Annotated in this window: 19 protein-coding genes; 3 read left to right on the top strand and 16 right to left on the bottom strand. The window is 69.9% G+C overall.

Annotated elements, in window-relative coordinates; all coding sequences use genetic code 11:
- Positions 1 to 75 precede the first annotated feature (75 nt).
- The gene (locus tag ACWFR3_RS39270; RefSeq protein WP_453739489.1) at positions 76 to 1,107 is read left to right on the top strand and encodes a COG1470 family protein; all 1,032 of its coding nucleotides are present in this window, start codon (positions 76 to 78) and stop codon (positions 1,105 to 1,107) included.
- 121 nt (positions 1,108 to 1,228) lie between these two features.
- Here ACWFR3_RS39270 and ACWFR3_RS39265 read toward each other — a convergent pair whose 3' ends face one another.
- A complete protein-coding gene (locus ACWFR3_RS39265) occupies positions 1,229 to 2,233 on the bottom strand; it encodes a DUF6801 domain-containing protein (RefSeq protein WP_453739488.1) in 1,005 nt (334 codons plus the stop codon).
- Between the two features lie 449 nt (positions 2,234 to 2,682).
- Here ACWFR3_RS39265 and ACWFR3_RS39260 point away from each other — a divergent pair, with 449 nt between their 5' ends.
- Complete coding sequence (locus ACWFR3_RS39260) at positions 2,683 to 3,930, top strand: DUF6801 domain-containing protein (protein ID WP_453739487.1); 1,248 nt, start codon at positions 2,683 to 2,685, stop codon at positions 3,928 to 3,930.
- A 105-nt stretch (positions 3,931 to 4,035) separates the two neighbouring features.
- Positions 4,036 to 5,184: a DUF6801 domain-containing protein gene (locus ACWFR3_RS39255; RefSeq protein WP_453739486.1), complete on the top strand. Its 1,149-nt coding sequence runs from the start codon at positions 4,036 to 4,038 to the stop codon at positions 5,182 to 5,184.
- Positions 5,185 to 5,240: 56 nt separating this feature from the next.
- On the opposite strand, the gene ACWFR3_RS39250 is transcribed toward ACWFR3_RS39255, so the two are convergent.
- From ACWFR3_RS39250 to ACWFR3_RS39180, 15 genes are all read right to left on the bottom strand, one after another.
- Positions 5,241 to 5,987, bottom strand: a complete 747-nt coding sequence (locus tag ACWFR3_RS39250) for an SAM-dependent methyltransferase (protein ID WP_453739485.1) — start codon at positions 5,985 to 5,987, stop codon at positions 5,241 to 5,243.
- A 158-nt stretch (positions 5,988 to 6,145) separates the two neighbouring features.
- The gene (locus tag ACWFR3_RS39245) at positions 6,146 to 7,213 is read right to left on the bottom strand and encodes an HTTM domain-containing protein (protein WP_453739484.1); all 1,068 of its coding nucleotides are present in this window, start codon (positions 7,211 to 7,213) and stop codon (positions 6,146 to 6,148) included.
- Positions 7,210 to 7,839, bottom strand: a complete 630-nt coding sequence (locus ACWFR3_RS39240) for a DUF5819 family protein (RefSeq protein ID WP_453739483.1) — start codon at positions 7,837 to 7,839, stop codon at positions 7,210 to 7,212. Before ACWFR3_RS39240 ends, ACWFR3_RS39245 begins: the two co-directional genes overlap by 4 nt.
- A gap of 13 nt (positions 7,840 to 7,852) precedes the next feature.
- Entirely contained in the window at positions 7,853 to 8,431 is a 579-nt protein-coding gene (locus tag ACWFR3_RS39235) for a hypothetical protein (protein ID WP_453739482.1), read from the bottom strand.
- 58 nt (positions 8,432 to 8,489) lie between these two features.
- A complete protein-coding gene (locus ACWFR3_RS39230) occupies positions 8,490 to 9,137 on the bottom strand; it encodes a hypothetical protein (protein ID WP_453739481.1) in 648 nt (215 codons plus the stop codon).
- 10 nt (positions 9,138 to 9,147) lie between these two features.
- Positions 9,148 to 9,693, bottom strand: coding sequence for a hypothetical protein (locus tag ACWFR3_RS39225; RefSeq protein ID WP_453739480.1), 546 nt, complete (start codon positions 9,691 to 9,693; stop codon positions 9,148 to 9,150).
- Positions 9,694 to 9,709: 16 nt separating this feature from the next.
- Positions 9,710 to 10,303, bottom strand: a complete 594-nt coding sequence (locus tag ACWFR3_RS39220) for a hypothetical protein (protein ID WP_453739479.1) — start codon at positions 10,301 to 10,303, stop codon at positions 9,710 to 9,712.
- A gap of 45 nt (positions 10,304 to 10,348) precedes the next feature.
- A complete protein-coding gene (locus tag ACWFR3_RS39215; protein ID WP_453739478.1) occupies positions 10,349 to 10,849 on the bottom strand; it encodes a hypothetical protein in 501 nt (166 codons plus the stop codon).
- Positions 10,850 to 10,881: 32 nt separating this feature from the next.
- On the bottom strand, positions 10,882 to 12,093 hold the full coding sequence (locus tag ACWFR3_RS39210; protein ID WP_453739477.1) for an MlaD family protein: 1,212 nt from the start codon (positions 12,091 to 12,093) through the stop codon (positions 10,882 to 10,884).
- Positions 12,093 to 13,247, bottom strand: a complete 1,155-nt coding sequence (locus tag ACWFR3_RS39205) for an MlaD family protein (RefSeq protein ID WP_453739476.1) — start codon at positions 13,245 to 13,247, stop codon at positions 12,093 to 12,095. Before ACWFR3_RS39205 ends, ACWFR3_RS39210 begins: the two co-directional genes overlap by 1 nt.
- A complete protein-coding gene (locus tag ACWFR3_RS39200; RefSeq protein ID WP_453739475.1) occupies positions 13,244 to 14,482 on the bottom strand; it encodes an MCE family protein in 1,239 nt (412 codons plus the stop codon). The genes ACWFR3_RS39205 and ACWFR3_RS39200 overlap by 4 nt, the downstream gene beginning before the upstream one ends.
- Positions 14,482 to 15,525 carry an MCE family protein gene (locus tag ACWFR3_RS39195; RefSeq protein ID WP_453739474.1) on the bottom strand — a complete coding sequence of 348 codons (1,044 nt, stop codon included), beginning with the start codon at positions 15,523 to 15,525 and terminating at the stop codon, positions 14,482 to 14,484. Before ACWFR3_RS39195 ends, ACWFR3_RS39200 begins: the two co-directional genes overlap by 1 nt.
- Entirely contained in the window at positions 15,522 to 16,556 is a 1,035-nt protein-coding gene (locus ACWFR3_RS39190) for an MCE family protein (RefSeq protein WP_453739473.1), read from the bottom strand. Before ACWFR3_RS39190 ends, ACWFR3_RS39195 begins: the two co-directional genes overlap by 4 nt.
- Positions 16,553 to 17,878: an MCE family protein gene (locus tag ACWFR3_RS39185; protein WP_453739472.1), complete on the bottom strand. Its 1,326-nt coding sequence runs from the start codon at positions 17,876 to 17,878 to the stop codon at positions 16,553 to 16,555. Before ACWFR3_RS39185 ends, ACWFR3_RS39190 begins: the two co-directional genes overlap by 4 nt.
- Entirely contained in the window at positions 17,875 to 18,705 is an 831-nt protein-coding gene (locus tag ACWFR3_RS39180) for an MlaE family ABC transporter permease (protein ID WP_453739471.1), read from the bottom strand. The genes ACWFR3_RS39185 and ACWFR3_RS39180 overlap by 4 nt, the downstream gene beginning before the upstream one ends.

The raw sequence follows: 18,705 nt of genomic DNA, 5'->3' as shown, positions 1-18,705 counted from the left end.
GTCCACCTCTTCGGCGTTGCTCCGCCTTTCCCCTCCCGTCACTTCTCTCGCTTCTTTGCTCGCTCTGGGGGCCGCATGCACCTCGTTCGTACTCAGTTCACGCATCACAGATACGCCGCCGTACTCGTCACCGCCCTGGCCCTGGCGCTCGGCCTGCTCACCGCGAGCCCGCCACCGGACGCGTACGCCGCCGACAACGGCCGCTGGTCCGTCTTCCCCGCCGACAAGACCAACGAGGGCGGCAAAGCGGGCAAGAAGGCTGCCAAGGACAAGGCCCACCGGGCGTACTTCCGGATGAAGGCGGATCCGGGCCGCACCGTGCGCGACAAGGTCACCGTCTCCAATCTCGCCAAGGAGCCGGTGACTTTCCTGCTCTACGCCGCCGACGCGTACAACACCCCGCGCGACGGCGGCTTCGCGGTACGCGAGCCCACCGAGAAGCAGCGGTCCGTCGGGGTGTGGACACGCCTCGGGCGCTCGGAGGTCACCGTCCCGGCGGGCGGCAAGACCACCGTGCCCTTCACCGTCGCCGTTCCGCGCACCGCATCGCCCGGCGACCACCCCGGAGCCGTCATCGCCCTGGACAAACGCGTCGCCCGCGCCAAGGGCACCGGCGTCGGTATCCGACAGGCGGTCGGCGCCCGGGTCTATCTGCAGGTCAACGGCGAGCGGGCGCCCGGCCTGAAGGTCCAGGACGTCCGGTTCGACTACGAGGTTCCGCTGCTGCCCGGCCTCGGCAAGGACGCCACGGTCACGTACACGCTCGTCAACAGCGGCAATGTGCAGCTCGAGCCGAGGGTCGATCTCAAGGCCAAGGGTCTGTTCGGCCGGACGTCCTTCGACAGCGCGGGCAACAAGCTGCCGGCCGAGCTGATGCCGGGCCAGCGGGTGCGGATCACTCAGAAGTGGGCAGCGCCGCCTCCGCTGGACTGGGGCAGCGTCGAGCTCACAGCGAGCGACAAGGGCGGCGAGCTGGTGGAGAGCGGGAGCACCGCCTATCGCACGGTGAACTGGGGTGTCCTCATGACGATCGTCCTGGTGGTGCTCTTCCTGATCGTGGGCGTAGTGGTACGGCGCCGCAGGGCCCGCGCCGCCGTGCGGGCTTGATCCGTACGGCATGACCGCGGGCCCGGAGCGCCGTCGCTGCTCCGGGCCCGCTTTCTGCACTGCCGTACGGCGAGGAGCACCCCGGGGACGCGGGGTGCCCGGGCGCCGTACGGCAGCAGCCTCAGACGGTCTGCTCGTCCCTCCTGATGCGCCGCGGCAGGTAGTGGAAGGCCGCTACACCGGCGGCGCTGAGGCCTCCTGCCGCCGCGAGCATCAGGCCGATGCCGGACATGCCGGTGGCCGCGAGTCCGCCGGAGCCGCCGGTCACCCGGGTGCCCAGCTCGGTGCCGGATGATCCGGAGCCGCCGCTCGAGCCCGTGCCGCCCGAGGTGCCGGAGTCGCCGCCCGAGGAGCCGCCTGTCGTGGTGCCGGGGTCGGTCGGGTCCGTGGGATCACCGGGGTCGGTCGGCAGGTCGGTGGGCGGGTCCGTCGGCGGATCGGTGGGCGGGTCGGTCGGCGGATCCGTGGGCGGGTCCGTCGGGTCCGTGGGGTCCGTACCGCCGTCGCCCGTGATCGTCATCGTGTGCAGGAGCGTCTTCTGACCGGCGTCGAGAGTGCACTCCGCGGTGAACTCGTCGCCGTTCGGCGGGAGCGGGACGGGCTTGCCCGCCGCATCCCTGGCGATCATGTTGTGCAGCTTGAGGCCCTTCACGTCGAAGGCCGCTTTGCCCGCCGTGCCCCAGGTCAGCAGCCCACCGGGCGACTTGCCCGTCGCCGTGACCTCGAACGCCGCGGCGGGATTGGGGATGTCGGCCTTGGCCACCGTATTGGCGACCTTGATGGGCAAAGTTCCGTCGCTACCGGGCTGGGTGACGACCACATCGGCGGTCGCCTTGCCCTCCAGGGTCACCGAGCCGAGCACACCGAGGCCCTGTGCGGCCCGTGCGCTGACCTTGGTGACGGCCTTGATGTCGTACTCGGGGACCGTCTCGCCCACCTTCATGGTGGCGGGCATGTCGGCGGTGATCGCGACTTCGATCGGGTCGTTGTTGATGATCGGGAACTTGCAGGTGTATTTCTGCGCGAGCGACGCCGGGTCGGCCGATGCGCTGCCGCCACCGCCGGTCAGCGCGAGTACGACCCCCACGACCCCGGCCAAGGCCGAACCCCGCGCCAGCCTCCCCATTACTTTTCCTGGTTGCTCTCCCCTGCGGACTCCCATGCGATCTCCCATGTGTGGCCCCACTTCTGAGAATTGGCACAATCCAGAAATGAGTACTGACAGGTAAGGTGCCCGTCAACCCGATCGGCACAGTTGGGCGCAAGCAGGTGATGCGGGCCTCACAACTTGTCATCCGCGCACCATCACGTACTCACCGGGGCCACAAAACTGCCGGGCAGCCAACTTCCCTTCGCCATCGGGCCGGAGCAGACCTTGACCGCCCAACTACTCATCAGTAGTTTGCGTATTCGAAACACCGCCGTAGCGTCTGCCGAAATTCAGTCGGCAGATTCCCTCGCGGCGGCGCATTTCGCATCTCCGAATTCCCTGGACAGCTGGGCCGGCGAGTCCGGAATCGCAGAGGTGGCACCGACGTTCGTTCGTCCCCATTCACGTAGCCCGAGAGGTAGCTCATGGGAGCGCACAAGAGACATGCCAGGGCACGCAGCGCCCTGAGCGCGGTGGCGGCCGCCGGCCTCGTCACCGGCCTGGTCACCCTGAGCGGCGGTTCCGCCTCCGCCGACCCGGTCAAGCTCACGCAGAAGTACACCTGTAAGTTCCCGATCATCAACAACGACCCGATCGAAGTTGAGATCACCGCCGACATGCCCGCCACCATGAAGGTGGGCGAGACGGTCCCCGAGTACGACATCAAGGCCGTCACCAAGGTCAGCGCACGGGCCGCACAGGGCCTCGGCGTCATGGGCGCCGTGACCCTGGAGGGCAAGGCCACCGCCGACGTCAACGTGACCCTGCCCGGCGGCACCGGCAACCTGCCCATCAAGGTCGTCAACACCGTCGCCAAGGGCGACATCCCCAACCCGGCGGCAGGATTCACCCTCACCGCCAACGGCAAGTCGCCCGGCAACCTGCTGACCTGGGAGAAGGAAGGCACGGCCAAGTTCGACGTCACGGGCCTCAAGCTGCACAACATGATCGCCCGCGATGCCTCCGGCGCTCCGGTCCAACTCCCGCCGAACGGCGACGAGTTCCCCGCGGACTGCACCCTGGACGCGGGTCAGCCCACCGCGCTCCACACCATGACCATCAGCGGCGGCAGCACGGATCCCACGGACCCGCCGACCGACCCGCCCACGGATCCGCCCACCGACCCGCCGACGGACCCGCCCACCGACCCGCCGAGCGATGACCCGGTGAAGCTCAACTTCGACATCAAGGGCAACTCGTTCATCAAGGCGGCCAACGGCAACGCCCCGCTCACGGGCGGCATCGACACCCGCTACGACCTGAACAAGGGCACCTTCGACGCCGACCTGAAGCTCGACCCGACCAAGGGCAAGTTCACCATCCTGGGCTTCCTGCCCACGACCGCGGACATCGCCTTCGAGCAGACCGGCAAGACCACCGGCACGCTGGACACCGCAGGCGCCCTGAAGTCGAAGTCCGAGATGTTCGTCAAGCTCTCCAGCGTCAACGCCTTCGGTCTTCCCATCGGCGGCGGCGCCGACTGCAAGACCGTCTCGCCCGCCAAAATAGACCTCGCCAGCGAGGGCCGCTTCCAGCCCTACAAGGGCGGCAAGCTCAAGGGCACCTACACCCTGCCCGGCATCAAGGGCTGCGGTGCGCTCAACGACATCGTCAGCACGTTCATGGCAGGGCCCGGCAACACGATCGACATGGACCTCACCTACAAGAGCTGAGACCACGCCACAGCGGTGAGACCGCGTTCCCCATCCGGCCCCCCGCCCCCTTCGAGGCGGGGGGCCGGACCCGTTCCCGCAGAACTTGGAGAGGCAGTGCTGAGATTGCGCGCCCCAGGGTGGCGGGCCGCCCCCGCCGTCGTGCTGCTCGCCGGGCTGATCGGCTTCACCTCCGGCCGCCCGGCCGCCGCGGACCCGGTGTCCCTGACGCAGACGTACAAGTGCGTGTTCCCGATCATGGAGGAGGACCCGCTCACGGTCGTCATCAAGGCGGACCTGCCGGCCAAGGTGAAGGTCGGTGAGCAGATACCGGCCTTCCGCGTCACCTCGGTGTCCAAGGTCAGCAAGGCGGCGGCCACCGCCCTGCGCACGGTCGGCGGCGCCACCCTCGAAGGGGCCGCCACCGCGGACGTCACCGTCAACATGCCGGAGGGCCCGTTGAACATCGGCTTCGACAACACCATCCCGAAGACACCCCTGCCGCAGCCGCCCGCCGACTTCGAAGTGACCGCGACCGGCCAGGCCCCGGCGCTGACGTTCCGGCAGCCCGGCAGCGTAAAGATCGACGTCAACAGCCTGCTCCTGACGATGACCCCGCGGGACACGAACGGCGCCAAGACGGCCCTCGACACCTTCGAGACCGAGTGCACCCTCGATCCCGCCGACCAGAACAAGACGCTGCACACCGTCCGGGTCGAACCGGCCACGACGGACCCGACCGACCCACCGGACCCGGGCGGCGAACCGGTACCGCTGAACTTCGGCATCAAGGGCAGCACGTACATCAAGGCCGCCAAGGGCAGCGCCCCGCTGGTCGGCGGCATCGACACCCGCTACGCCCCGGACAAGGGCACCTTCGACGCCGACCTGGAACTCGGCCCGACAAGAGGCCAGTTGACCCTCCTCGGCTTCCTGCCCACCACCGCGGACATCGCCTTCGAGCAGACCGGCAGGACGACAGGAAGCCTCGACACGGCAGGCAGCCTCAAGTCGCACTCGCAGATGTACGTCAAACTCACCGGCGTGAGCGCGCTCGGCCTGCCCATCGGCGGCGGACCGAACTGCAGGACCGTCGAGCCCGCCAAGATCGACCTCGCCAGTGAGGGCCGCTTCGAGCCGCACACCGGCGGCAAGCTCAAGGGCACCTACACCCTGCCCGGACTGAAGGACTGCGGCGGCTTCAACGACATGATCAGCGCGTTCACCGCAGGTCCCGGCAACACCGTCGACATGGACCTCACGTACAGGAAGTAGCGCGCACACGCGGGTCCGGGCAGCAGGCTCTGCCCGGACCCACGCTCATCGGGCCGTCAGCGGCCCATCAGCGCGAAGACGCCCCAGCCGAGGTATTCACGCGCATACCGCGCGTAACTGGCGGGACCGGTGGTGAGCTCGGCCCGTACCTCGGCGGCCAGCTCGTCGTCCGGGTTCGCGTCGAGCCAGCGGCGCATGTTGAGCCACTGTGCCGCCTGGTACCGGTCCCAGCTGTCCTGGTCGGCCAGCACCATTTCCACGACGTCGTACCCGAGATCGCCGAACTGCTCGATCAGCTCCGGCAGCAGCAGGAAGTCGTCCTTGCCGCCGGCGTGGCAGGCCCGGGCGGTTTCCTGGTCCGGCACTTCCTGACGCCAGTACGGCTCACCGATCAGCATCAGGCCGCCGGGGCGCAGACTCTTGTCGAGCAGCTCGACGGTGCCGGCCACGCCGCCTCCGATCCAGGTGGCGCCGACACATGCGGCGAGATCGACCGGCTCGTCCGCGACGAAGCCGGAGGCGTCGTCGTGCACGAAGGTGACCCGGTCCGCGACACCCAGTTCAGCGGCACGGGCGCGTGCCTTCTCGGTGAACGCCGTGCTGATGTCCACCCCGGTCCCGGTGACGCCGTGGTCACGGGCCCAGGTGCACAGCATCTCGCCCGACCCGCTGGCGAGGTCGAGCACGCGCGTCCCGGGAGCCAGGCGCAGCGCCTGCCCCAGGTCGGCGACCTTGCCAGGGGTGATCGGGTTGTGGAGGCGATGGCTACTTTCGCGAATGGTGAAGATGCGTGGAAGATCCACGAGAGGTGTTCCTTCGGTTCGATGAGGTCATGGCGTCTGCGGGAGACAGCCGACCGGAGTCGGCGGCCGTGGCTCGGACCGTCATCAATACACCTCGTTAGAACGCATGGATCTTGAGCCGATGAGTGTAGACATCCCGGGGTGACGTCTCCACCGAATTACCGGCCTTTCGAGCGGGGCGAGCGCAGCATCCGAACCGTCCGGGCCATCCGAACCGTCCGGGCCGTCCGAACCGCCCGAACCGTCCGGGCCGCCCGCAGCCAGAACGACGTCGGCAGGAACACCAGGTCCCCCGCGACGGTGATCGCAGAGAACATCGGCAGCGCCATCAGCAGTCCGATCCCCAGATGCGTGCCGAGCATCACGACCAGGACCGCGTACTTGAGCCGCGAGATGAACACGAGTGCGGGGAAGAGCAGTTGGGAGGCGACGGTGATGTACGCGAGCAGGGCCATGCCGGTCCCCTGCACCGCCAGCCAGTGGGACAGCTCCGGGAACGTCGCGAAGTCGTCGAGGCGCAGGGCGTAGTGCAGCGCGCTGCCGTCCCGCCACGTCGTACCACGGATCTTGTAGAGGGCCGCGGTGCCGTAGACCACCATCACCTGGAACGCGATCAACGCCATGCCCGCGTTGTGCAGCACGGTCACCACGCGGCGGCGCAGTTCCTCGTACGGGGTGACGGGTGCCGGAGTCGCGCGCGCGGCGCGGCGGGCGTCGAGGGACCAGCGGCGGCCCGACGCGCACAGCACGAGGTAGTTGGCGAACAGCAGGCTCAGCAGCTCGAACCCGCTGCTCGCGACCGCCGAGCGCATGTAGAAACCCGCGACGACGAAGGCGAACAGTACGGCCATGAGGCGGGTGTGCCAGCCCAGCAGGTACAGCGTGCTGACCGCGACGGCCAGCACATAGGCGGCCCAGAAGTAGTCGGGGCTCTGTGTGCCCAGCCAGGTGTACCACCAGGACAGCCGGCCGTCGGCGCCGCGTGCTTCGACCGAGGCGCGGAAGAGTTCGGGGGTGTAGGGGGATCCGGGGCCCCAGAGGCGGTCCGCGTGGCCCGCCTCGCGGAGCAGATTGAGCAAGAAGAGGCCCGCTGCGCCGATGCGCAGGACCGCGGCTCCGTACAGTCCGAGCGGCGTGAGGGTCGCGGCGTGCAGTCGGTCCCGCACGCGCCGGGCGCCGTCCTCTGCCACGGCGGTGCCGGGGGCGAGGGCCTGGCGCGACGTCACGGGATCACCTCCCAGGTGCCGAGTGGCTGGCGGCTCGCGGTCGGTGCGGGGCTGCCGGGCGGGGCGATGGGCAGGGTGCGCAGGCGCAGTTCGACGGCGTCCGGGCGGGGCTCGCCCAGGTCTTTCAGGCGTACGACGACGACATTGCGCAGATACTGCGCCGCGGGGGTCAGCGGCGCCCTCAGCTGAGTGTGCGGCAGGCCCGCGAGGTGGGCGCTGACCGCCTTGCGCAGGACGGTCTGGTCCTCCCGGCTTGGCAGCGGATTGCCTCGGTGTGCGGCGATGTCGCGGGCGGTGAGATCGATCCACCGGCCGGGGCGGTCGCCGCGCCAACTGCGCACCTCCAGATGGGTGTTCACGCGGGGAGGGTCGGGCGCGAAGATGTTCCAGTCCTGCGGGAAGAGCGGCCGAAGCCATGCGTCGGCCTGCGTCGGGCGGGCCGCGTCGGAGGAGAGCGCGGGGCTCAGGTGCAGGACGAGGAGCGCCATATGGGTCAGCGCGACGGCCGTGACCAGCAGGGCGGCGGCCCGGCCCGCCGCCCTGAGCGGGCCGCCGAGCGGGGTGCCCCGGGGTGCCAGCGAATCGGGCGGCTCGACCGGGAGGGCCGTGTGCTCCGTGCCGTCCACGGGCTCCCCGCCCTCACCCGGCCGACGGTGCCGAGGGCCCGGTGCCGGGCAGGTTCTCGCACTCGGGCGCCTTGTCGAAGGCCTGCTTGAGTGTGGGGTCGGCCTGGAAGTCATGGGCGGGGCCCTGGTAGCCGCCCGCCTTGTCCATGCCTTCGCCGGCCTTCTTCAGCGCCGCCTTCAGGGATTTCGCGTCGGTGACCTTGGCCTTCTTGAGCTGGGATGTGGTGCCTGCGAGGCTGCTGCGGGCACTGCGGAGGTTCTTGAGTGCCTTCTTGTACGCGGCGTCGCCGCCGTCGACGGGCGGAGCGCCGTCCTGGCGCATCTTCTTGTCCAGCGCGCCGAGTTGCCGGTCGAGCGCTTCCATGAAGGTGACGACCTCCGTGTGGTACTTCTTGGCGTCCTTCTGGTCCGAGGCCGGGAGCGTCAGTTCGGATCCGACGTCCTGCACGCTGTCGCAGACGTCCGATGCCCAGTCGACCTGCGGGCCGTCGTCGACGCGTGAACTGCACCCGGACATGGCCGCCGCGACCGCGACCCCGAGGGTGGCGGACAGGAGCGTGGTGATGCGCCGCTTGCGTCTCGTGTTCTTCATGCCTGACTCCCCTTCATCGGCTTCCTCGGCTTCCTCGGCTTCATCGGTTTCATCGGTTTCATCGGCTGAACGTGTCGATGTTCGCGATCTGCCAGGTCCCGCCCCGGTGCACGACGTCCACGGCGAACATCGCTGCCGCGTGGGTGGCCGAACCGCCCTTTTTGGTACTGGTGTTGCTCTGATCGGCGAACACCAGGACCCGGGCCCTCGCGTCGTCGATGACCTCGACTCCGCTGTGCGTGACGGTGGTGCTGAGGACGAGCTTTTGCCGGTCCCCCTCGGCGCGGACCTGCGCGAGCATCTCCCGGTGCTGGCCGACCGCCTTGCCGGTGAGGTACTTGTCCGCGGCCTTGTCGGTTCGGCCGGGGTTCGCGTGGTCGTAGGAGAAGACCGCGTCGACGGCCTGGCCGACCGTGCCCTTGATTTCGCTGGTGCGGGCCGTGTCGGTGAGCGCCGTGTTGCGCAGGGCGGGCAGGTCGCGCTCACCTGCGGCCCGGGTGTGGGCGAAGACCGCGAAAGCCGCGGCCAGTACGGCGAGCAGCCCGAGCAGCAGCGGCCAGGGAACGGGTCTGCGGGCGGTCCGCGCAGGCCTTTCCCGGGACTTCGGGCGCGGGCGCGGGGCCCGCGGTGCGGGCGTAGGTGTCTCGCGGGCCTTGACCGCGGCAAGGCGCCGCTGCCGGTTGACCATATGGCGTGTCGTCGACATGGTTGGCCCCTCAGTCGGACGGAGTGTCGGTGGGCGTCTCGCCTGCGGGGGCCTGGCCGAGCCCGCTCAGCTTCCAGCCGTCGCCGGTGCGGGTGAGCTCGCCGAGCAGCCTGCTCTCCTTGCTGCTCGGCTTCTTCTTCGGCGGGTCGACGGTGATGCGCATCGCGATCAGGACGCCTGCCCGGCCCTCGCGCTCGTCCAGTTCGGTCACGGCCCCGGACAGCACCTCGGCCGTGGTGACCGTGCGCGCGGTACGCACCTGCTTCTCGAACTCGGGCCTGCCCTTGCGCAGTTCGTCGAGGAGGCTTCCGGTGGCGGACTGCTCCCAGGCGTCGAGGCCGCGCTTCAGGTCACGGTGGTCGAGGGTATTCATGTTCAAGGCGCCCTGTTCGCCCGCGGCGAGGACCTCGTCCCTGGTTTCCGCGAAACGCGCGGAGTCGTCATGGGCCGCCGCGTACCAGGACGAGCCCGTCCAGCCGGCGAAGCCCACGGCGAAGGCGGCCGCCGCGGAGGCGAGCGAGAGTTTCGTACGGTGTCGGGGTGTCGTACGTGCCATGTCCCTCTCCGGTGTCCTAGCGGGCCTTGATGTCGGTGATCGTCCAGCGGCCGTCGTACAGGCGCGCGGTGATCGAGAGCTGAGCGGCCGCGGTGGTCGCCTTGGCGCCTTTGCGCTTGGCCCGCTGGTCGAGGAAGACAAGGAGTCGCGCCTTGTCACCGGTGAGCTCGACGGCTCCGGCCCGTACGACCTGAGTGGTGAGCGACAGCTCCTGCTTGCTGACCTGCCGGCGGAGTTTGCCGAACAGGGCCCGGTAGTCCTTGGCCGCCTTGCCCCGCAGCACGTCGTGCGCGCGTCGCTCGGTGATGGCCAGGTCGTCGGGTGTGTAGGTGAAGACCGCGGTGAGTGCGTCGCTGACGTCTGCGACGACCCGGCGGGTCCGCTCGCCGTCGGTCAGCGCCCGGTTGGCGGCGCCCGGTGCGTTGACGGTCCGGTCGGTGAGGACCAGGAGTGTGCCGCCGGTCAGGAGCAGCGCGGCCAGGACCAGGGCGAGCAGCGTGCGGCTTCTGCGGCGGCGGGGCGCTGGCCGCCGCGCCTCGGTATCCGCGTCAGCACCTGTGCCGGCGCTCTCGGCTTCCGCCGCGCGCTGGGGTTTCAGTCCGGCGCTCATCTGCATCCCCTCATTTCGCTCGCCCCCTCATTCCGCTGCGCCCTCTCATTCCGCTGCGACCGGGACCGCGCTCAGCGAGCTGAGCTTCCAGCCCGACCCCTTGTCGTCGAGGCCCGCCTCGAAGCGCTTGCGGTCGGTGGTGGACTTGCCGGTGCGTGCGGTCACCTCGACGCGGACGGTGGCGATGACCTTCGCCGTGCCTGCCCGGCTGTCCAGGTCGATGACGGCCGCGTCGGTGACCGTGCCGCGGGTGGTCGTGCCCTCCTGTTCGAGGGCCTTGGCGCTGTCGTCGCCGGTGCGCCGCAGTTCGTCCGCGAGCGGCCCGTCCGCCGCATCGGTCCAGGCGCGCAGCGAGGCTCGCACGTGTTTGCCGTCCATGGTGTTGAGCACCGCGATGTGCCCCCGCGCGGCATCCAGCGCACTGTCGCGGGCGCGGGCGTAGGCCAGATCGTCGTCGGCCCGCGTGTGCGCGTACGTCCATCCCGAGAAGCCGCAGAACAGCACTCCGACGAGCAGTGCGGCCGCCCATGCGCTCCGTCGCCTCATGACTCCCCTGGCGGTCACGGCTCCCCCGTCGGTCACGACTCCCCCATCCCGAGCAGCCCGCCCAGGTCGTCCGGACTGTTGGACGGCGCCTGGCTCTGTCCGAGGCCGGCTGAGCCCGGCCGGGCGGGCTCGGGCACGCCGCCGCGTGGTGCATTGCCCGAACCGCGTACGTTCTGTCCGCCGCCGGGGCCCGTGGTGCAGGCCGCCTTGGTGTTGGCGGGGGCCGGTGAGGTGTCCAGGCCGTTGCGGTAGGTGGTGCCGCCGTATCCGGCGGTGCAGGGCAGCGGCTTGAAGAAGGTGGTGATCATGCCGAAGCGCACGCCGTCGGGGCCGATGGCGGTGGATCCGGTGGCGGCGACCTGCGGGATGCGCACCATCAGTTCGCGGGTGCCGCGCTGGCGGGTCACCAGGAGCTCGGAAGTGGTGACGAGGTTGGCGAGCACGACGCTCAAGCCGGGGTCGGTGTCTTGAAGGAGCGCGGTGAACTGGGTTGCCGCATCCGGGGTCCTGGCGATGAGGCGGCGCAGGTCGGGGTCGGACTTCTTGAGCTGGGCGGCCAGTTCGGCGGTGCCGGTGGCGAAGGACTTCAGGGCGTCGGACTGTTCGTTCTGGGTGCGCAGGACCGTCTCGCCGTCGATGAGGAGTCTGGTGGTGGCGGGCAGTGACTTCTTGGCCGCCCGGATGAATTCGCTGCTGGTGTCGATGAGGATCTGCAGGTCCTGGCCGCGCCCCTCGAAGCTCTTGCCGAGTTCGTCGACGACGGTGCGCAGTGCGGCGGTGTCCACCGAGGAGGCGAGCCGGTCGACGCTGGTGAGTACGTCGGTGACCGGTGCGGGGGTCCGGGTGGCCGCGCGCGGGACCACCGAGCCGTCGGCGAGGTAGGGCCCGTCGTCGGTGCGCGGACTCAGGTCGAGGTACTGCTCGCCGACCGCCGAGAGGTTGGCGACCTTGGCCTCCAGGTCGCTGGGGATCTTCGGGGCCGATTCCTTGATGCGGATGCGGGCCTCGACTCCGTCGGGGGTCAGCTCGACGGCTTCGACGCGGCCGACGTCGACGCCCCGGTAGGTGACATTCCCGTAGCTGAACAGGCCGCCGGTCTCGGCGAGTTGGACCTTGACCGTGTAGTAGTCGCGGGCACCCACGTACCGCCCGAGATCGGCGTACGTCGTCGCGATGTAGGCCAGGACGAACACGCCGAGAACGAGGAAGGCGATGTTCTTGAGGTGAGTGGAGCGGGTGAGCATTAGGAGTCGCCTCCTGAGGTTCCGGTGACCGCGGGCAGCGGCAGGGACGAGCGCGTGGCGGTGCCGCCGCCCCCGCGGACCGGCGGCACGATCTCCGTGCCGGGGGCCGCGGCGATCTTCAGGTAGACGTTGAGGTAGTCGCCCTTCACTCCGGTGAGCACCTCGTCGGTGAAGGGATAGGTGAACATCACCTGCAGCGATTCGGGCAGGTCGGCGCCCGAGTCGGCGAGATTCTTCAGGACCGGGGCCAGGGCCTTGAGGTCGGCCACCAGGTCGTCCTTGGTGCGGTCGACGGTGTCGACGGCGACCGTGGAGAGCGAGTCCAGGGCGCGCAGCATGCCGACGAGGGAGGAGCGCTGGTCGCTGAGGACCTTCAGCCCGGGCGGCAGGTCCCGCAGGATCTCGCCGATCTTGCGGTCGCGGGTGGCGAGGGTCGTGGAGAGCCGGTTCATGCCGTCGAGGGCGGCGGTGATGTGTTTCTTGTTCTTGTCGAGGCTCTTCGCGGTGGTGTTGATCTGCCGCAGCACGGAGCGGACGTCGTCTTCCTTGCCGCCGAGCGCCTTGTTGAGTTCGCGGGAGATGGTCTGGATCTGCTGTACGCCGCCGCCGCTGAGGACCATCGACAGGGCGCCGAAGACCTCCTCGATCTCCGGGTTGCGGTTGGTGCGGGCGAGCGGGATGACATCCCCGTCGCCAAGCCTGCCCCGGTTGCCGGCGTACGCCGCCGTGGTACCGGCCTTGGTGTCCTGGAGGTCGGGCCGGGCGCGCATGTCCTTGGGGGCGACGAGCTGGACGTACTTCTCGCCCAGGACGCTGGACTGCTCGAGGTTGGCGTAGGCGTTGGCGGGCAGCCGTACGCCGCCGTTGACCTTGAGGGTGACGCGGGCGGCCCAGCCGTTGTCGGCGAGGGAGATCCGGGTCACCCGGCCGACCTCGACGTCGTTGACCTTGACCGCGGAGTGCGGGAAGAGGCTGACGACGTCGCGGAACTCGGCGGTGACCTCGTAGGGATGGTCGCCGAGGTCTGCTCCGCCGGGCAGCGGCAGGTCCTCCAGGCCGTCGAAGTCGGGCAGGCCGCCGGCGCCCAGGGCCAGACCGACCAGGGTCACGGTCAGGGAGAGGCCCATCGCGATGCGTGCGGTGCGGCGCTTCATCGTCGGCCTCCCCCGGCGTCGTCCGCCGTGCCGTACACGGTGCCCACCGGCGGCAGCGGCAGCACGGGCAGGCTCTTGATCCGCTTCTCGGGGACGGCGACGAGATCCTCGGTGCCACCGCTCCTGGTGCCGGTCGCCCCGGCCAGTTCGTTGATGTTGGCGCGGCCGTCGATGGTGCGGGTGCGCGGGTTGTATGCCTGGTCGAGGTTGGCGGCGGCCAGCGGCAGGACGTCCAGGGCCTCGGCCACCGAGGCCCGCTGCTCGACGACGGACCGGGTGAGGCCCGCCAGCTTGTCGACGTTCGACTTCAGGCGGCCCCGGTTGTCCTTGATGAACCCCTTTACCTGGCCCAGTGCCGTGCCGAGTTCTTTGAGGGCGCCGGCGAGGTCGTCCTTGTCCGCGGCGAGGAAGCCCGCAACTTCGGACAACTGGGTTTCGGCGCGGGCCACTTGGCCGTCCTTGCGCTTGAGCATGCTGATGAACTCCTGCAGCTGCTCGACGGTCTTGACGAGGTCGCCGCTGTTGCCGTTGAGGACGGCGGAGGCGCCGCCGAGCTGGTGGATGGTGTCGCCGATGTCCTTGCCGTTGCCGTCGAGGTTCTTCGCTCCGGTCTCGACGAGCCCGGCCAGGGCGCCGTCCTTGTTCGCGCCGTCGGGCCCCAGTGCGTCGCTCAAGTCGGTGACGCTCTTGAGGAGTTCGTCGACCTCGACGGGGGTCGCCGTGTGCTCGGCGCTGATGACGTGCCCGTCGCGGATCTGCGGTCCGCTGCTGTAGGCCGGGCTCAGCTGCACGAACCGCCCTGACACCACGCTGGGGGCGACCACGACGGCCTGCACCCGGGCGGGCACCTTGACCCCTTCGTCGAGGGTGAGCCGCACCCGCACCTGTTTGCCCCGGGGCCGGATCTCGTCGACGCTGCCGACGCGGACCCCGAGGACCTTGAGGTCGGATCCCTCGTGGACGGCGACGGCCCGGTCGAAGTAGGCGGTGATGTGTTTGCCGTCCCCGTCGCGTGCCAGGGCCGTCACGCCGGCGATCCCGCCCGCGGCGAGGAGCGCGAGGACGACGAGAATCACCACGAGCCGTCCGCCCCACAGGCCGCCGGTCGCGTCCGCGATCCGCTCGCCGGGCCCGGGCCTCGCGCGTTTGCGGACGCGGGCCTGCGCTTGGGTGCGGGCTTGTGCCGGTGTGCGGGCCCAAACCCGGGTGCGGGCCTGTGCCGGTGTGCGGGCCATCAGCGTCCGCCTCCCTGCTTCGGCGGCATGCATCCGGTGGCCGGGCCCGTGCCCGCGGGCAGATAGTCCTTGGGGACCAGCCCGCACAGGTAGCCGTCCATCCAGCGCCCGCTGCCCAGGGCGTTGCCCACGAGGCGGTAGTACGGTCCGGCGGCGGCCAGAGCCTTGTCGAGGTTCTTCTGGTTCTTGCTCAGCACGCCGGTGACGCGGTCGAGCGCGGCGAGCGCGGGGCCCAGCTGTCGTTCGTTGTCGTCGACGAGGCCGCCGATCTCGGTGCCGAGGTCACGGGCGCCGGTGAGCAGCGCGTGGATGGACTTGCGGCGGTGGCGTACCTCTTCGAGGAGGAGGTTGCCGTTGTCCAGCAGCCGCTCGAACTGCTTCTTCTTGCTGTTCACTGAGGTGGTGAACTGGGCCGATCCGTCGAGGAGTTCGGACAGTTCGTCGTTGCGCGTGGAGACCGTCCTGGAGAGTGCGCTGAGGCCCTTCATGGCCTTGCGGACGTGCGGCGGAGTGTTCTTGAAGGCTCCGGAGACGGCCTTGAAGCTCTTGGCGAGCTGGTCCTCGTCCAGCTCGCCGGTGGTGCGGCTCAGGCCGCTGAAGGCCTCCATGACGTCGTACGGGGAGGTGGTGCGGCGGGTCGGGATGCGCTCGCCGGGGTCCTGTTGGCGGCTGCCGAGCGGGTCGACCGCCAGGTACTTGGCGCCCAGGAGGGTCTTGATGGCGATGCCGATGGTGCTGCGGTCGCCGATCCAGGCGTCCTTCACCTCGAAGGTGACCTTGACCTTGGGTCCGTCCAGGGCGACGTCCGCCACCTTGCCGACCCGTACGCCCGCGATCCGCACCTCGTCGCCCGCCTTGAGCCCCACCGAATCCCGGAAGTCGGCGGTGTAGCGGGTGCCGCCGCCGATCACGGGCAGCGACTCGGCGTTGTAGGCGAGCAGCCCGATGAGGGTCATGGCCAAGAGCCCGGCCAGGGCGACTGCTACCGGGTTGCGCTCGTTGACGGGTTTGATGCGGGGGCGTCGCAGCCGGGGGAGCTTCATGCGCGACACCTCGCGTCCTTGATCGCGAGTCCGGTCGGCGGCGGGCTGTCGTCGTAGGTGGAGACACCGCTGACCTTGGCTTCGCACAGATAGAGGTTCAGCCAGGAGCCGTAGGAGGCCATCCGGGAGACGGCGGCCATCTTCTGCGGTGTCTTCTCCAGGAAGTTCTCGACCAGGGGTTCGTTGTCGGCGAGGGTCTTGGACACCCGCCCCAGATCACGGATGCCGTCCTTCAGGGGTGCCCGGCTCTTGCCGAACAGGTCCGCCGTGCTGACGCTGAGCCTGGCCAGTGAGTCGACGGACCGGCCGACGGTCTTGCGGTCGTCGGCGAACCCGGAGACCAGCTTCTCGACCGTGCCGATGAGTTCGGTGAAGCCCTTCTGCCGGGTGTTGACCGCCTTGAGGACGCGGTTGAGGTTGCTGATGACCTCGCCGATCACCCGGTCCTTGGCGGCGACCGTCGTGGTCAGCGACGCGACGGTCGCCAGCAGGCTCTCGACCGTGCCGCCCTCGCCCTGCAGGACCTGCACGATCGACCCGGCGAGCTCATTGGTGTCCTTCGGGGAGAGTCCCTGCATCAGCGGCTGGAACCCGTTGAACAGCTGGGTCAGGTCGAGCGCCGGAGTGGTGCGGCTGAGCGGGATGGTCTGCCCCGGCTCCAGGGTGCGGCCGACCGGCCCCGCGCCGCGGCGCAGGTCGACGAAGCGCTGCCCGAGCATGTTCAGGTACTTGACGGACGCCGTCGCGGAGGCAGGCATCCGCCGCTCCCCTTCCAGCGTGAACTCGACCTGTGCGTAGCGGCGTTGGACGATCTCGATCGACGACACCTGGCCCACCTTCACCCCGGCGACGCGCACCGAGTCCCCCTCGTTGAGACCGGTGGCATCGGTGAACCAGGCCTTGTAGCTGCGGGTTCCGCCGACATCGGTGCCCGCGACGCTCAGGGCGAGCACGGTGGTGGCCAGGGCGGTCACCACAATGAAGATCAGCGACTTGACGGCGGGTCCGGTCAGGCTGCGCTGTCCGCTCACTTCAGCTTCACCTCCGCCCCGCGGAAGGCCGGTCCGGCGAGCACGCTCGACCAGTCGGGCAGGGTGCCGCGCCGGTCCTGGTCCGGTGCGGCGAGCAGTTCGGTGACAAGGTCGTTCTCCTGGGGCGAGTTGGTCACACCGAGCCCGCCGGACACCCCGCTCAGGGTGGTGGCCGTGCTCTGCCGCGCGGCGTACGAGCCGCCCGTGTAGGGCACGGGGTAGCAGCGCGGCCCGCCGCCCGCGTCGTAGCGGGGTGTGTCCCGGCCCGGCGCATAGGCGCCGCGCGAGGGGACGACCCGCACATCGACGCGCAGGCCCGGCCGGTCGGTGCCCTTGCCCAGGGCGGCGTCCATCGTCGGCACGAAGTCGGCGACCGTGCTCAGGGTGCAGGGGAAGGCGGGCGCGTACCGGGCGAGGATCTGCAGGGTCGGGCGGCTGGTGGCGGTCAGCCGGATGAGGTTGGCGCGGTTGGCGCGCAGCCAGCTGCCGGTCTCCCGGGAGCTGCCGGTGACGGACGCGTACAGCGTGGACAGTTCGGATCGCTGCGCGGCGATGGTGGCGCTCGTGGTGGTGGCGTCGTGCAGCGCGTCGACGAGTTCGGGGGCCGCGCCCGCATAGGTGTCGCTCAGTTCGACGAGCTCTTTGATGTCGCGGTTGAGGGAGGGCAGATGGGGGTTGAAGTCCTTCAGGTAGCCGTTCAGTTCCACCAGCGATTCGCCGATCTTCTCGCCGCGTCCTTCGAGGGCCCGGGCGAGCGCGGAGAGCGTGGCCGACAGTTTCTGCGGCTGTACGGCGGTCAGCAGGGGCAGCAGGTTGTCGAGCACCTGCTCCAGCTCGACGGCGCTGCGGCTGCGGTCCTGCGGGATGACGCTGCCCGCGGCGAGCGGGCGCGCCGAGGGATGTGCGGGCGGTACGAGGGCCACGTACCGCTGCCCGAAGAGGGTGGTGGGCAGCAGTTGGGCACGGACGTCGGACGGAACGCGGCCGATCTTGTCGGGCTGCAGGGCGAGGGTGAGCCGCGCTGTGCGACCGCCCGTCTCGATCTTCTCGACCTCGCCGACGACGACGCCGCGCAGCTTGACCTCGGCGCTGGGGTGCATCTCGCTGCCGGCCCGCCCCGTCTCGACGACGACGGTCGCGGAGTCGGTGAACTCCTTCTCGTACACGGCGATCGACAGCCACACCAGCAGGGCCGGCACCACGAGGTACACCACTCCGGCCAGGCGTCGGCGGCGGGCAAGGGCGCCCTCCGTGGGTCGTGTGCGCACTACCGGTGCCGCCGTGCGGACCGGGCTCTTCGACGTCTTCGGCGGGGCGCTCATCCGGCGACCTTCACGGTGGTCGTGGCGCCCCACAGGGCCAGGCTGAGGAAGAAGTCGGTGACGCTGATGAGGACGATCGCGGTGCGCACGGAGCGGCCGACGGCCACCCCGACCCCGGCGGGGCCGCCCGAGGCGCGGAAGCCGTAGTAGCAGTGCGCGAGGATCACGAGCACGCTGAAGATCAGCACTTTGAGGAAGGACAGGAGCACGTCGGTGGGGACCAGAAAGAGGTTGAAGTAGTGGTCGTAGGTGCCCGTGGACTGGGAGTTGAACAGCACGGTCGTCGCCCGTGAGGCCAGGTAGGAGCCGAGCAGGCCGATGCCGTACAGCGGGATGACCGCGATGGCGCCGGCCACGATGCGGGTGCTGACCAGGAAGGGGGTGGAGCGCACGCCCATGCTCTCCAGGGCGTCGACCTCTTCGTTGATGCGCATCGCGCCGAGCTGCGCGGTGAAGCCCGCGCCGACGGTGGTGGACAGGGACAGGGCGGCGACGAGCGGCCCGATCTCGCGGGTGTTGAAGTAGGCGGAGACGAAGCCGGTGAACGCGTCGGTGCCGATCTGGCTGAGCGCCGCGTAACCCTGGAGTCCGACGACCGTGCCGGTGAAGACGGTGATGCCGATCATCACGCCGACGGTGCCGCCGATCACCCCGAGGCCGCCGCTGCCGAAGGCGACCTCGGCCAGGAGGCGCTGGATCTCCTTGGGGTAGCGGCGCACGGCGCGCGGGATCCAGAACAGCGCCCGCAGGTAAAAGAGGAGTTCGTCGCCGGGCCGGTCAAGCCAGGCGAAGGCGCGGCTCTTGCCGCGGCGTTCCGTCAGGGCCAT

The organism is Streptomyces sp. NPDC055189, assembly GCF_053606765.1.
The sequence above is the reverse complement of the archived record's forward strand: the minus strand, read 5'-3'. Positions and strand labels throughout refer to the sequence as shown.

What these genes read in the sequence shown, in the direction of transcription:
- ACWFR3_RS39180 (WP_453739471.1), bottom strand. Translation starts at nt 18,705, where the DNA reads ATGGCCCTGACGGAACGCCGCGGCAAGAGCCGCGCCTTCGCCTGGCTT.
- ACWFR3_RS39260 (WP_453739487.1), top strand. Translation starts at nt 2,683, where the DNA reads ATGGGAGCGCACAAGAGACATGCCAGGGCACGCAGCGCCCTGAGCGCG.
- ACWFR3_RS39200 (WP_453739475.1), bottom strand. Translation starts at nt 14,482, where the DNA reads ATGGCCCGCACACCGGCACAGGCCCGCACCCGGGTTTGGGCCCGCACA.
- ACWFR3_RS39225 (WP_453739480.1), bottom strand. Translation starts at nt 9,693, where the DNA reads ATGGCACGTACGACACCCCGACACCGTACGAAACTCTCGCTCGCCTCC.
- ACWFR3_RS39195 (WP_453739474.1), bottom strand. Translation starts at nt 15,525, where the DNA reads ATGAAGCTCCCCCGGCTGCGACGCCCCCGCATCAAACCCGTCAACGAG.
- ACWFR3_RS39270 (WP_453739489.1), top strand. Translation starts at nt 76, where the DNA reads ATGCACCTCGTTCGTACTCAGTTCACGCATCACAGATACGCCGCCGTA.
- ACWFR3_RS39215 (WP_453739478.1), bottom strand. Translation starts at nt 10,849, where the DNA reads ATGAGGCGACGGAGCGCATGGGCGGCCGCACTGCTCGTCGGAGTGCTG.
- ACWFR3_RS39185 (WP_453739472.1), bottom strand. Translation starts at nt 17,878, where the DNA reads ATGAGCGCCCCGCCGAAGACGTCGAAGAGCCCGGTCCGCACGGCGGCA.
- ACWFR3_RS39220 (WP_453739479.1), bottom strand. Translation starts at nt 10,303, where the DNA reads ATGAGCGCCGGACTGAAACCCCAGCGCGCGGCGGAAGCCGAGAGCGCC.
- ACWFR3_RS39265 (WP_453739488.1), bottom strand. Translation starts at nt 2,233, where the DNA reads ATGGGGAGGCTGGCGCGGGGTTCGGCCTTGGCCGGGGTCGTGGGGGTC.
- ACWFR3_RS39210 (WP_453739477.1), bottom strand. Translation starts at nt 12,093, where the DNA reads ATGCTCACCCGCTCCACTCACCTCAAGAACATCGCCTTCCTCGTTCTC.
- ACWFR3_RS39235 (WP_453739482.1), bottom strand. Translation starts at nt 8,431, where the DNA reads ATGAAGAACACGAGACGCAAGCGGCGCATCACCACGCTCCTGTCCGCC.
- ACWFR3_RS39230 (WP_453739481.1), bottom strand. Translation starts at nt 9,137, where the DNA reads ATGTCGACGACACGCCATATGGTCAACCGGCAGCGGCGCCTTGCCGCG.
- ACWFR3_RS39205 (WP_453739476.1), bottom strand. Translation starts at nt 13,247, where the DNA reads ATGAAGCGCCGCACCGCACGCATCGCGATGGGCCTCTCCCTGACCGTG.